This window comes from Cronobacter sakazakii, from assembly GCF_000982825.1.
Lineage (GTDB): Bacteria > Pseudomonadota > Gammaproteobacteria > Enterobacterales > Enterobacteriaceae > Cronobacter > Cronobacter sakazakii.
In genome coordinates this window covers 1,324,278-1,337,751 of record NZ_CP011047.1, presented here as the reverse complement: position 1 = coordinate 1,337,751, position 13,474 = coordinate 1,324,278, and the positions used below count along the sequence as shown (strand labels likewise).

Annotated in this window: 12 protein-coding genes; 2 read left to right on the top strand and 10 right to left on the bottom strand. The window is 58.1% G+C overall.

All coding sequences use genetic code 11. From position 1 onward, the window contains the following. Positions 1-30: 30 nt before the first annotated feature. The 9 genes from dam to CSK29544_RS06135 form a co-directional block, all read right to left on the bottom strand. The gene (gene dam, locus CSK29544_RS06175) at positions 31-849 is read right to left on the bottom strand and encodes an adenine-specific DNA-methyltransferase (protein WP_004386576.1); all 819 of its coding nucleotides are present in this window, start codon (positions 847-849) and stop codon (positions 31-33) included. A gap of 68 nt (positions 850-917) precedes the next feature. Then, positions 918-2,231 carry a cell division protein DamX gene (gene damX / locus CSK29544_RS06170; protein ID WP_007899745.1) on the bottom strand — a complete coding sequence of 438 codons (1,314 nt, stop codon included), beginning with the start codon at positions 2,229-2,231 and terminating at the stop codon, positions 918-920. 90 nt (positions 2,232-2,321) lie between these two features. Further along, positions 2,322-3,410 (bottom strand): 3-dehydroquinate synthase, encoded by a 1,089-nt coding sequence (gene aroB, locus CSK29544_RS06165; protein ID WP_004386574.1) that lies wholly within the window; start codon positions 3,408-3,410, stop codon positions 2,322-2,324. A gap of 54 nt (positions 3,411-3,464) precedes the next feature. After that, the gene (aroK, locus tag CSK29544_RS06160) at positions 3,465-3,986 is read right to left on the bottom strand and encodes a shikimate kinase AroK (protein ID WP_004386573.1); all 522 of its coding nucleotides are present in this window, start codon (positions 3,984-3,986) and stop codon (positions 3,465-3,467) included. 294 nt (positions 3,987-4,280) lie between these two features. After that, positions 4,281-5,531, bottom strand: a complete 1,251-nt coding sequence (hofQ, locus tag CSK29544_RS06155; RefSeq protein ID WP_369844836.1) for a DNA uptake porin HofQ — start codon at positions 5,529-5,531, stop codon at positions 4,281-4,283. Then, positions 5,443-5,823 carry a HofP DNA utilization family protein gene (locus CSK29544_RS06150; protein ID WP_007899750.1) on the bottom strand — a complete coding sequence of 127 codons (381 nt, stop codon included), beginning with the start codon at positions 5,821-5,823 and terminating at the stop codon, positions 5,443-5,445. Before CSK29544_RS06150 ends, hofQ begins: the two co-directional genes overlap by 89 nt. 19 nt (positions 5,824-5,842) lie before the next feature. Continuing rightward, a complete protein-coding gene (locus CSK29544_RS06145) occupies positions 5,843-6,319 on the bottom strand; it encodes a HofO family protein (RefSeq protein ID WP_029039081.1) in 477 nt (158 codons plus the stop codon). Further along, positions 6,303-6,857: a PilN domain-containing protein gene (locus CSK29544_RS06140; protein WP_029039082.1), complete on the bottom strand. Its 555-nt coding sequence runs from the start codon at positions 6,855-6,857 to the stop codon at positions 6,303-6,305. The genes CSK29544_RS06145 and CSK29544_RS06140 overlap by 17 nt, the downstream gene beginning before the upstream one ends. Further along, positions 6,854-7,636 (bottom strand): type IV pilus biogenesis protein PilM, encoded by a 783-nt coding sequence (locus CSK29544_RS06135; RefSeq protein ID WP_007899771.1) that lies wholly within the window; start codon positions 7,634-7,636, stop codon positions 6,854-6,856. The genes CSK29544_RS06140 and CSK29544_RS06135 overlap by 4 nt, the downstream gene beginning before the upstream one ends. Before the next feature lie 119 nt (positions 7,637-7,755). Between CSK29544_RS06135 and mrcA the strand changes: the two genes are divergently transcribed. Further along, complete coding sequence (mrcA, locus tag CSK29544_RS06130) at positions 7,756-10,308, top strand: peptidoglycan glycosyltransferase/peptidoglycan DD-transpeptidase MrcA (RefSeq protein WP_004385535.1); 2,553 nt, start codon at positions 7,756-7,758, stop codon at positions 10,306-10,308. Between the two features lie 87 nt (positions 10,309-10,395). On the opposite strand, the gene nudE is transcribed toward mrcA, so the two are convergent. Then, a complete protein-coding gene (nudE, locus tag CSK29544_RS06125; protein ID WP_029039083.1) occupies positions 10,396-10,956 on the bottom strand; it encodes an ADP compounds hydrolase NudE in 561 nt (186 codons plus the stop codon). A gap of 336 nt (positions 10,957-11,292) precedes the next feature. On the opposite strand from nudE, the gene CSK29544_RS06120 reads away from it, so the two are divergent. Further along, a complete protein-coding gene (locus CSK29544_RS06120; RefSeq protein WP_007871608.1) occupies positions 11,293-13,431 on the top strand; it encodes an intracellular growth attenuator family protein in 2,139 nt (712 codons plus the stop codon). Positions 13,432-13,474 lie beyond the last annotated feature (43 nt).

The window sequence follows — 13,474 nt, the reverse complement described above, 5'->3', positions numbered from 1 at the left end:
AGTCTTGTGTGTATGGCGGGCGGAACCGGCTCAGGCCTCGTAGAGCGCCAGCAGTTCGTCCACCTTTCTGCGCGTGCCGCCATTGCTGCTGATGCTGCGTCGTACCCGCACCTTATGCAGCTTCGCCTGCTGATACCACTGGCGGGTCAGCTCGGTATCGTGGTTGGAAATGAGCACCGGAATGCGCTGACTTTGCAGCCCTTCCGCAAGCTGCGCCAGATGCCGCTGCTGTTCCAGATTAAAGCTGTTCGTGTGGTAAGCCGTAAAATTCGCGGTAGCGGAAAGCGGCGCGTAAGGCGGGTCGCAATAGACCACCGCGCTGTTTTCCTGCTGCGCCCGCGCCATGCTGGCGTCGTAGGATTCGCAGATAAATAGCGCGTTCTGGGCGCGCTCCGCAAAATGGTACAGCTCCGTCTCCGGGAAATAGGGCTTTTTGTAACGGCCAAACGGCACGTTGAACTCGCCGCGCAGATTATAGCGGCACAGCCCGTTGTAACCGTGGCGGTTAAGATACAAAAAGAGCAGCGCGCGGCGGAACTCGTCCCGGCTCTGGTTAAACTCTTCACGCAACTGATAGTACACCTCGGCCTGATTATGCTCGGCGGTAAACAGCAGACGCGCTTCGCTGACGTAATCGTCAGTTTTATCTTTAACCGTGGTGTAGAGGCTTATCAGATCGCTGTTGATGTCTGATAACACATAGCGCGAATAATCGGTGTTGAGAAAAACCGACCCGGCGCCAACGAAAGGCTCGATAAGACACTCCCCTTCAGGGAGGTGACGTTTAATATCATCGAGCAGGGGGTATTTCCCCCCTGCCCATTTAAGAAAAGCGCGATATTTTTTCATGCTGCCTGATTAATTCATACCTTCCCACGCTGTGGAGAAGGCTCCGACAGCATACTGCGCTTTACTCATTACTTCAGATCAGCCTGGACCTGGTGAATCGGCTTAGCCCACGGGTTTTTCGCCTGCACGTCGGCTGGCAGCGAAGAAACCGCGCGTTTCGCTTCATCTTTCGAGCCATACACGCCGCTTACCAGCACATACCACGGCTGACCGTTACGGGTCGTCTGATAGACCACGTAGTTTTTGAGATTCTCTTTCTTCGCCCACGCGTTCAGGTTGTTGTAGTTCGACGAACTGCTCAGCTGAAGCGTGTAGTGACTGCCCGGCGCGGATTTCAGCGCACCGACATTACCCGCGCTCGCGCCGCCCGCAGGGGCGGAAGGCTGGCTCGCGGCAGGCGTACTCTTCGGCGCTTGCGTGGCGGTGGTCGCTGGCGCTTTCACCGGGGCGGAGGCGGTGCCGGTCGCAGGCTCGCTGCGTTTCGGCGTGCTGGCCGGTTTCTGCTCCGTGGTGGCGGTTTTCGCCGGTGTCTGCTGCGGTTTGCTCTGGGTGGTCTGCGTTTTACGCGGCTCAGACTCAATCACCATCTGCTTACGCTCAGGACGCGTGGTGGTAGCGGCGTTATGACGCGCAGGTTTCTCGCTTTGCGCGGTGTCGCGCGACGGCTGAGCGGCTGCGGCGTTGCCGTTCACCGGCGCGACAGTTGCAGGCTCGGTGGGAAGCGTAGAGCCTGCCACGGCGTTATCAATCTGGCCCTGCTGCTGCGTCAGCGCATTGTTCAGATCGCCCGGAACTTCGACACGCTGCTGGCCTTGCGGCGCAGACGGGGATTCCGCCTGAGTCGGCGTTGAGGAAACCGGCGGCAGAGAGATATCCTGCGGCGCGTTAGCGCTGTTCTGATTTGCGGCAGAGGTGTTGCCCGGCTGCGGCTGCGCACCGTTGGCCTGATCTGACGCGCTGCCTGCGTTACCGGAGAGATCGATATTCTTCTCGGCGTTTTGCGCCTGCGCATCGTCGGTTTTCGTGGTATCCGGGCCTTTCAGCGCCGAACCGATGCCGATAATCAGCAGCACCAGAACAAAAATACCGAGCGCCATCATCAGATGCTGGCGAGAAATGGGCCCTTTCGGGGGCGCTTTTTTACGCTTGCGCGGACGACGTTCCTGGACTTCTTCATCATCCGCCAGCGATTCATCCGCTTCGTAAGTCTCTTGCGCCTGCTCGCGACGCGCACGCGCCGGACGACGATCGTCTGCATCAAGATCAACGTCATCAATGTTGATTTGCGGTTCGTTATCGAACTCAGCAGATTTACGAGAACGACCAGGACGACGATCGCTGGGATCGGGTTTCAGCTCGTCTTCTGGTTTGAATTCATCCATTTAACACCCCACTCGAAGGCTCATTGCGGCCTGCGCCACGCTATTGCCCGATAGTAAAAACGCCATTGACTGGCGAACAGTACTTTTCATTCACGCCTGCTGACAATCAGCAATCGCGCTTAAAACCAGATCGTGCGGCACTCCGCCGCGCACTTCACTCTTCCCGATAGCCAGCGGCAGCACTAAGCGCAGCTCGCCAGCCAGAACTTTTTTATCACGCATCATGTGCGGCAGATACGCCTGCGGCGGCATGGATTCAGGGCCGGTGACGGGCAGTCCCGCGCGCTTGAGCAGCGCGATAATGCGCTCGACATCCTGCGTCTCAAACTGGCCGAGACGCTCGGCGGCACGCGCCGCCATCACCATGCCTGCGGCGACCGCTTCGCCATGCAGCCAGTTGCCGTAACCCATTTCCGCTTCGATCGCGTGACCAAAAGTATGGCCCAGGTTCAACAAGGCGCGCATACCGCTTTCGCGCTCGTCCGCCGCGACGACATCGGCTTTGATCTCGCAACAGCGGCGGATGCAGTACGCCATCGCCGCGCCATCGAGTGCCAGCAGCGCGTCGATATTCTCCTCCAGCCAGAGGAAAAAATCGCGGTCAAGGATGATGCCGTATTTGATGACTTCCGCGAGCCCGGAGGCCAGCTCACGCGCAGGCAGGGTTTGCAGACAGTCGAGATCGACCACCACGGAGGCGGGCTGCCAGAAGGCGCCTATCATGTTTTTGCCAAGCGGATGGTTTACGGCAGTTTTGCCGCCAACGGAGGAATCGACCTGCGAAAGCAACGTGGTCGGCACCTGAATGAAGCGTACGCCGCGCTGATAGCACGCTGCGGCAAAGCCGGTGAGATCGCCGATAACGCCGCCGCCCAGCGCGATAAGCGTGGTATCGCGGCCATGCGGTTTTTCCAGCAGCGCGCTGAACACGGTTTCCAGTACCGCCAGGCTTTTATACTGCTCGCCGTCGGGCAAAATCACCTGGTCAACCTTCACGCCCGCCTGCTCCAGCGCGGAGCGGACTTTATCCAGCCACAGCGGTGCCAGCGTTTCATTGGTGACCAGCATGGTTTGATCACCTGCACGCAAAGGCCAAAAGGAAGCCGGATCGTTGAACAATCCGGCTGCGATGGTGATAGGGTAACTACGTTCCCCGAGAGTAACCGTTAACCTCTCCATGACGTTCAGTAACCTTCTGTGCTTTACCCGCAGGTGAGTAAGGATTCGCCGGAATTAGTTGTTTTCCAGCATATGGATAATCTGGTTAGCCACGACTTTTGCGCTCTGATCGTCAGTACGGATGGTGACGTCGGCAATCTCTTCATACAGCGGATTACGTTCGTTGGCGAGCGCTTCGAGCACTTCACGCGGCGGCGTATCAACCTGCAACAGCGGGCGTTTTTTATCACGCTGAGTACGGGCGAGCTGCTTTTCGATAGTGGTTTCCAGATAGACCACCACACCACGCGCGGAGAGACGATTGCGGGTTTCGCGGGATTTGACAGAGCCACCGCCGGTCGCCAGTACAATACCCTGCTTTTCCGTCAGTTCATTGATGACTTTTTCTTCGCGATCGCGGAAACCTTCTTCGCCTTCTACATCGAAGACCCAGCCGACATCAGCTCCGGTACGTTTTTCGATCTCCTGATCGGAGTCGTAAAATTCCATGTTGAGCTGTTGTGCTAACTGACGCCCAATAGTGCTTTTGCCAGCACCCATAGGCCCAACCAGAAAGATATTGCGTTTCTCTGCCATTTTTTCGGTACTACTAAGACAATTCGTTGATGATAAACCCGCGTGCAATAACCCTGAGCTGCGGGAAATGAACTGAAACCTCTTAAGCGATAGTGCGAGAGTCAGATCAAAAATTATCTCAACACTCAAGGTAGTTTGGCAACCGAATAAATCACCGCGTCTGACGCACAGGAGTGAAAAAACAACAACGGATGCACCGCCTTTGACCGACTCTCAAATCGGTACTCCTTGTATGCTAATTCCACCCCTGCGTCAAACATCCGGCGACGATAATGGCTAAAAACTCCTGTGAACTCAGGCCCCGCTGATGATGCGCGGCGTAATAAACACCACCAGTTCACGTTTTTCGTTATCTTTACCGTCGTGGCGAAAAAGACTCCCGAAGAGCGGAATATTTCCCAAAACCGGCACCTGTTCATTCCCCGCTTTATTTTTTTGCTGGAAAATTCCACCAAGCGCCAGCGTTTCGCCGTCTTTGACCTCAACCTGCGTTTCGATTTCTTGTTTATCAATCGCTAACACTTCGCCATCGGCCTGCTGTAGCGCCTGGCCCGGCATATTCTGACTGATGCGCAGCTTAAGCTTAATACGCCCGTCCTGCCCAATGGTTGGCGTTACCTCCATCCCCAGCACCGCTTCTTTGAACTCCACGGAGGTCGCCCCGCTTTCGCCGCTCGACACCTGATACGGAATTTCACTGCCCTGCTTGATGCTGGCAGGCTGTTGATGTGCCGCTAACAGCCGGGGGCTCGCGATAATCTCCACCTTCTGTTTTTGCTCCAGCGCCGAAAGCTCAAACTCCAGCATGCGCCCATCGATACGCCCGATATTAAAACCAAGCCGCGTGGTCGCATTCGCCACTGCCAGATCCGCGGAAATGGTCGTCGGGTGATAGAGCGTCGTGGGGCCGTCGGCATCCGCGGTACTCCACTTGACACCAAGCTCACGCAGGCTCTGCTGGTTAATGGTGACGATATGCGCGGCCAGTTCCACCTGACCTACCGGGATATCCATTTTCGCGACCCACTCCCTTACCTGACGCAACGCGTTGGCGGTATCACATACCAGCAGGCGGTTAGTGCGCTTATCTACCGTGACGCTACCGCGCGGGGTTATCAGTTTATCGCCGAGCGCGGCCATCGCGGCGGCAAGCTCCGAAGCCTCGGCATAACGCAGCGTGAAGGTGTCGTTTACCAGCGGCAGATTCCGTTCCTGCTGCTGGCGCGCGGCGTCCCGCTGTGCCTGATTTTGCTGTTCCCAGCTTTCAGGGTAGACGCGCAAAATGTTGCGCTCTTTACGCCAGCGCAGCCGCGCGCTCTCCGTCACCATCTGGAACGCCTGCTGCCAGGGTACATCCTGCAAATGCAAAGAGACGACGCCCTCAACACCCGGCGCGACCACCAGGTTTAACTGCTCGCTTTCAGCCAGCGCCTGTAATAGCTGGACGACCGGCGTTTCATCCGCCACCAGCGAGACGCCCGGGCTCGTGGGCGCGGCGAAGACGGTTGTCGCCGCGAGTAATAATAAAGGAAGGGATTTCCTTATCATGATGCGTATCCTTAAGTGTCCATACCAGAACCGAAGGGCGACACCCGTCGCCACTCTTTAACATCACCTTATTGGCCTCAACACCGGTAAGCTGCCAGCCGGTCGGGAGCATCGCGCCTGGGCTGGCGCGAAGCCACGTTTTCTCCGGCGTCTGTAACAGCACCCGCACCGACTCGCCCCTTTTCACCATGCCGCCGTAACGCCAGAGATCGGCCTGATGCAGCTGACAGCGCGCCTGCGGTGGCGCAAAAGGGTCTCGCGCAGCCCAGGCCGGGCAACTCGCCAGCATCAGTAAGATCCATAGCGCGCTACTTCTCATGGGCGCGCTCCAGCTGTAGCGTGAGCCGCAGGCGTTGGTCGCCCTCTCTGCTCAGCGTAAAACCGTGCGCCAGCATGTCGCTTTGCGCGAGCGCCTCAAAAATATCAGGCACATGCGGCCAGGCTAATGCCAGTTCCAGCTCGCCGGTATCCCCTTGCGGTTGCCAGTGAATAAGATGCCCTTCGGGGCCGGGATCCACCGCCAGCGGCGAAAAGGGCTTCATGGCAAGTTGTGCCTCAAGCGCTGCCACAGCGCCTCGCTCGCCAGATTGCGCAGCCTGCCGCTGCTTAAGCGTTTGCAGCTCGGCCCGGCGCTGTTCAAGCTGCGCTTGCAGCTGGCGAAAGTCCCTGGTGAGAGGCATCAACCCTGCGTAAGCCGCCGCGACCAGCAGCGCTATCCAGACGCCAGCGCACGCGGCACGCCGCGATGAGGGGCCGGAAAGCCAGCGATCAATGAGAAGCCGCATCGGCAGACTCCTTTTGCAATGAGAGCGAAAAGTGCCAGTAGCCCTCCGCCTCCCGGCGAGTTTCCCCCGGCGTTATCTGCGTAAAAGGCGCAAGCGCTCGCACGTTTTCCTCAAAGAGGCTGAGCGCCTGGGGCTCATACGCATTGCCGGTGAGCTCGAGACGGTCATCATGAAAACGCAGCGTGGTGAGCCAGAGCGATGCCGGCAAGGCATCGGCAAGCGTCAGCAGACGCTGCCGCCATGCCGCGACCTCCTGACGGTCACTTTCCCGACGTTGCCAGCGCGCGCGTAATACCTCATATTCCGCCGCGGCGCGCTGTGCCTCTCGCAGCCGCGATTTCTGCTCCGTCAACGTAATGAGCAACGCATCAAGCTGTTGCTGCAGCGCGCGCTGCTGGTGCCTGATGACGTAGTGGCCCGCCATAGCCGCGAGCAGAACCACCAGCGCTGCGAGAAGAAAAAAACCGCCCCAGCGCATCAGCCGGGTGCGCCGCCTGACATGCCGCCACGGCAGAAGATTAATATGCCGCCTCATCACGCCGCTCCCAGCGCCAGACCAAGCGCGACGGCGAAGCACCCGGTGTCTTCGGGCTTTGGCAGACAGGGCCAGGTGATAACCTGCCACGGATCAAACGCCTGCCAGTCACCCTCTTGCCAGGATGCACCGCACAGCGCGATTTCCTGTGCCTGTATGCCAAGCTGCGCGCCGAGCAACCTCAGCCCTTCCACGCCTGGCGTTGCACAGACGCCCCAGCGATCGCGCATCGCCCACAGCCACTGCGTGCCCGTCTGCGCCACGATGGCCTGACAGGCATCAGCGGTATAGGGCAAGAGGCAGGCCAGCGCACTCGCATCCGGCGTCAGCGCGGCGGGCGTAAAACGCAGCGCGCGGGCGCACGCCATCAGCTCTGCCACTTCCGCAGCGCGCGCGGCAGTTACGGCATAGCCGTCCTGGCGTTCGGCATAATCAAACGCCAGCGCGTCGGGCGGCAAAGAGAGCTGACGGGCAGCCACGGCACCAAGCCAGGCCTCGCACTCTGGCTCGCACAGCGTGGTCGCAGGCCTGGGAAGTTCGCGCTGTAACGTGCGCTGCGCCGGAAACCCAAGCCGGATGGAAGAGTAGCGCGGCAGTTGCGCGCGCCACGGCGTCAGCGCCTCGATTAACGCCTGGCGGCGTGGTTCGCCGTCGTGATGAGGGGCCAGCGGGAATCTCCACCAGCGCTGCTGTCGCCAGCCGCCTCGCTTTCGCACCAGCGCCACGGCAACGATGCTATCTGATTGAATATGCAAGCCTATCTGCCATTTCCCGACGATCATTTTTGACGTTCTCCCTGTCGCGCAAAATGAAAATGCCATATCAATGCTTCAGGCTTGCCTTTATACTACCGCGCGGTTGTTTATAAACTGCCCAACAGAAACTAAATGGGAAATCCTCGGTGAAGTTCGTAAAGTATTTATTCTTCCTTGCAGTCTTTTGCATTCTGCTGGGAGCCGGCTCGATATACGGCCTGTATAAATTTATTGAGCCCCAGTTACCTGACGTCGCCACGCTGAAAGATGTGCGGCTGCAAATTCCTATGCAGATCTATAGCGCTGACGGCGAGCTGATCGCGCAGTACGGCGAAAAGCGCCGTATCCCGCTAACGCTTAATCAGATCCCGCCGGAAATGGTGAAAGCGTTTATCGCCACAGAAGACAGCCGCTTCTACGATCACCACGGTGTCGATCCGATCGGTATTTTCCGTGCCGCGAGCGTGGCGCTCTTCTCCGGTCACGCTTCACAGGGCGCGAGTACCATTACGCAGCAGCTGGCGCGTAACTTCTTTCTAAGCCCGGAACGCACCCTGATGCGTAAAATCAAGGAGGCTTTTCTCGCGGTGCGTATTGAGCAACTGCTGACGAAAGATGAGATCCTTGAGCTTTACCTGAACAAGATTTATCTCGGTTATCGCGCCTACGGCGTGGGCGCGGCTGCTCAGGTCTATTTCGGCAAAACGGTGGATCAACTCTCCTTAAGCGAAATTGCCGTGATAGCTGGCCTGCCGAAAGCGCCGTCAACGTTCAACCCGCTCTACTCGCTTGAGCGCGCCACGGCGCGCCGTAACGTCGTGCTCTCACGTATGCTGAGCGAGGGCTATATCAGCCAGTCGCAGTATGACGAGGCGCGCAGCGAAACCATTAACGCCAATTATCACGCGCCGGAAATCGCGTTTTCCGCGCCGTACCTGACAGAAATGGTGCGTCAGGAGATGATCAGCCGTTACGGCGAAAACGCCTACGAGGATGGTTATAAGGTTTACACCACCATTACCCGCCGCATTCAGCAGGCCGCGCAGAAAGCGGTGCGCGACAACGTGATGGATTACGACATGCGCCACGGTTATCGCGGCCCGTCTAACGTGCTGTGGCGCGTGGGCGAAGTGGCGTGGGACAGCAAGAAAATCACCGATTCGCTGAAAAACCTGCCGACCTACGGGCCGCTGCTGCCTGCGGTGGTCACCTCGGCGAATCCTGACGAAGCGACGGCGCTGCTTGCCGACAACTCCTCGGTGTCGCTGAAAATGGACGGTGTGCGCTGGGCGCGCCCTTACCGCTCCGATACCGCGCAGGGCCCGACGCCGCGCCGCGTCACCGACGTGTTGCAGGCAGGCCAGCAGATTTGGGTGCGTAAGGTCGATGACAGCTGGTGGCTCGCGCAGGTGCCGGACGTCAACTCAGCGCTGGTTTCCATCAACCCGAAAGATGGTTCGATACTGGCGCTGGTGGGCGGCTTTGATTTCAACCAGAGCAAGTTCAACCGTGCGACCCAGGCGCTGCGCCAGGTCGGCTCGAACATTAAGCCGTTCCTGTATACGGCGGCGATGGACAAGGGCCTGACGCTCGCGAGCATTCTGAACGACGTGCCGATTTCGCGCTGGGATGCCGGTGCGGGCTCTGACTGGCGTCCGAAGAACTCTCCGCCGGAATATGCCGGGCCGATTCGTCTGCGCCAGGGCCTGGGCCAGTCCAAGAACGTAGTGATGGTTCGCGCCATGCGCGCGATGGGTGTCGATTACGCGGCGGAGTATCTCCAGCGTTTCGGCTTCCCGGCGCAGAATATCGTGCATACCGAATCGCTGGCGCTCGGCTCCGCGTCCTTCACGCCATTGCAGGTCGCGCGCGGCTATGCAGTGATGGCGAACGGCGGCTTCCTGGTGGACCCGTGGTTTATCAGCAAAATCACCAATGTTCAGGGCGAAACGCTGTTTGAAGCGAAGCCGAAAATCGCCTGCCCGGATTGCGATATCCCGGTGATTTACGGCGAAACGCCGAAATCAAACGTGCTGGAAAACAAAGACGTGGAAAACGTCGCCACCTCCGCAGAACAGCAGAATGCGCCGGTGCCGATGCCGCAGCTTGAGCAGGCGAACCGCGATCTGGTGGCGCAGAGCCCGGCACCGCAGTATGCGCCGCACGTCATCAGCACGCCGCTGTCGTTTTTGATTAAAAGCGCGCTGAACAGCAATATCTTCGGCGAGCCGGGCTGGCAGGGAACAGGCTGGCGCGCCGGACGCGATCTCAAACGTCGCGATATCGGCGGTAAAACCGGTACGACCAACAGCTCGAAAGACGCCTGGTTCTCCGGTTATGGTCCGGGCGTGGTGACGTCTGTGTGGATTGGCTTTGACGATCACCGCCGCGATCTCGGCCGCACCACGGCCTCGGGTGCGATTAAAGATCAGATCTCCGGCTATGAGGGCGGTGCGAAAAGCGCACAGCCTGCGTGGGATGCGTATATGAAGGCCGCGCTGGAAGGCGTGCCGGAAGAGCCGTTAACGCCGCCGCCGGGCATCGTGACGGTCAATATCGACCGCAGCACCGGCCAGCTGGCGAACGGCGGCAACAGCCGTGAAGAGTACTTTATCGAAGGCACGCAGCCAACCCAGCAGGCGGTGCATGAAGTCGGCACGACGATTATCGATAACGGGGAAACCCACGAGCTGTTCTGATAAAACAATAAACGCCCCGTCATGGGGCGTTTTTTTAGGTATCACGCTGATGAAAACGCCCTTTACCGGGCGTTTTTTGTGAGGCGATTACAGCCTGCCGTGCATCTTCAGCCATTCGCGCACCAGGAACAGCGCGCTGACATTGCGGGCCTCGCTGAAATCCGGATCTTCCAGCAGATCCATCATATGCGCGAGCGGCCAGCGCTCCTGAATCAGCGGCTCCGGCTCGTCGCCCTGCAGCGTTTCCGGATAGAGATCTTCCGCCACCAGAATATTCATTTTGCTGGAGAAATAAGACGGCGCCATAGTGAGTTTTTTCAGGAACGTCAGTTGATTCGCGCCAAAGCCGACTTCCTCTTTTAATTCACGGTTGGCCGCTTCGTAAATATTTTCACCCGGATCGATAAGCCCTTTGGAAAAGCCCAGCTCGTAGGATTCGGTGCCGACAGCATATTCACGGATTAAGATCAGATGATCGTCAATAATGGGCACGATCATCACCGCCTCGCGCTCCGAAGGACGCATACGCTCATAAACGCGCTGCTCGCCATTGCTGAAGGCGAGGCTTACCTGCTCAACGCTGAAAAGACGCGAACGGGCGACCGTTTCAATATTTAAAATAGTGGGTTTTTGCAGAGGTTTATTCATATTAACCGGCCACCGGGTAACCATATCTTTGCTCATTGTGCGACACACCGCACGGTTCGGGCAATGTGAATCGTTTTTTATTTACATTCCTGCAACTTCACGCGCACGTAAAACCTAAATACCCATTTATGTCAAGAGGTTGAATTTAAAATAAGAATTTGCTGATATTTCCACGCTTCCCGCTTTGCTAACATTGATTTACCGCTGGTATGCCTCAAATAATTTCACTCAAATTGACTCCATACCTGTCGATTTTTGTTCATTGTTCTGCCTTAATGTTGCATAGGCAATACTTGTTTACATTTGCATCGAGTACCGTGATTTGATGGGGAAAGCATGAGCACCTTGTTGATTTTAGTCGCTGCTATGCTGGCCTGCATCGTCATTGCAGGCTGGTGGATAAAGCGCAAAATTCGCCCCCGTCATCCTCGTTTACCCGCCCAGGTTTTTGCTGGTGCCACTACCCGTAAACTCAGCAGTGAAGAGCGTAGCGCCATCGAAAGCTATCTGGAAACGCTCTCGCGTTTTCAGGATTCGCCGACGCCGACCGGCGCCATTAAGCCGCCAGTCCGGTTAACGCTGACGCCGCAAAGCAGCACCGTCTATTGCATCCGTCGGGCTATTACCCGCTACGGCCTCTCGTCTGACGATCCGAACAAATGGCGTTACTATCTGGACTCGGTAGAAGTGCATCTGCCGCCCTTCTGCGAGCAATACATCACTGATGATAATAGCGTCGAGCTTATCCGCACCGCGACGCTGCCGCTGGTTATCTCTCTGAATGGCCATTCTATTCAGGAACATGTGCATGAAGCCCGCGGCTACGTGCTGGAAGGCCCGGCATCCGGCCTGGCGTCCATTCGCGGCGAAGAGAGCGAACAGATTGAGCTGCTGAATATCCGGCAGGAGACGCAGGAGGAGCATGCGCTCGGGCGTCCGGATGGACTGCGCGAGGCGCTGCTGATCTGCGCCGCGTTTGTGCTCTTTTTCTTCTGCCTCGTCACGCCGCCGATGATGCTGCCCTGGCTTGCAGGCGGCGCGATTCTGCTGCTGGGCGCGGGCCTGTGGGGGCTGTATGCGCCGCCGGCGAAAACAGCGCTGCGCGAAATCCATTGTCTGCGCGGCACGCCGAAACGCTGGGGGCTGTTTGGCGAAACCAACCAGGAACAGCTTAATAATATTTCGCTCGGCATTATCGACCTGATCTATCCGCCGCACTGGCAGCCATTTATCGCGCATGATTTAGGCCAGAAAACGGATATCGATATCTATATGGACAGGCATGTGGTGCGCCAGGGCCGTTTTCTGTCGCTGCATGACGAAGTAAAACATTTCCCGCTTCAGCACTGGCTGCGCAGCGCAGTGATCGGCGCAGGCGCGCTGCTGGTATTGCTGCTGCTGACTATCTGGGTGCCGCTCGATATGCCGTTTAAGCTGACTATCTCCTGGCTTAAAGGCGCACAAACGGTCGAAGCGACCAGCGTGGCGAAGCTTGAAGAAGCTGGCCTGCGCGTTGGTGATACGCTGCGGATTAACGGCACAGGCATGTGCAATATTCATCTGCCGGGGCGCTATACCACCCGCCAGAATTACCCGTTTATGCCGTTCGACTGCTCGCAAATTCTCTGGAATAACGCAAGCCCGCTGCCTCTGCCGGAATCCGACACGGTGACCAAAGCCACGGCGCTGGCAGAAGCAGTAAACCGCCAGCTGCATCCGCAGGAAGGCGACACCAAAATCAACCCGCAGCTGGCGTCGGCGATTCAGAAATCGGGCATGGTGCTGCTGGATGATTTCGCGGAGATCGTGCTGAAAACCGAAGCGCTGTGTACCGGCGAAGAAGAGTGCGTCAGGCTGAAAAACGCGCTGGTGAACCTTGGCAACACCAAAGACTGGCCGTCGCTCGTAAAACGCGCCAGCGAAGGCAAGCTCGACGGCATTAACGTCCTGCTGCGCCCGGTCAGCGCTGAATCGCTCGATAATCTGGTGATTGCTTCCACCGCGCCGTTCTTCGTACGTGAAACCAGCCGCGCCGCGCAGTCGCTCAACAGCCCGCCACCGGGCGGCTTTATGATTATCAGCGATGAAGGCAAAGATATGGTGAACCAGCCACTGCCGCCGACGTCGCTGTATGATTTGCCGCCGCAGGAGCAGTGGAAAGAGTTCCAGCGGCTGGCGGGTATGCTGATGCAGACGCCATTCCATGCGGAAGGCGTCGTTACCAGCCTGCGCACCGACGCCAACGGCACCCAGCATGTGACGCTCAGCAGTATCCCTGACAGCGCCGGGCTGTGGCGCTATTTCGGCACCACACTCCTGATGCTGGTGATGCTCATCTGTGCGCTGTATAACGGCGTCGTCGCGCTGCGCCGCTGGCAGCGCAGCCGCACCCGTATCGAAGAAATTCAGCGCTACTACGAAAACTGCTTCAACCCGCAACTGGTCCCTTCCGCGGATATTCGCCCCCTGTTCTGATAATCCGGCGGCGACAGGTTTATGGTAACCTGTCGCCCCTTTT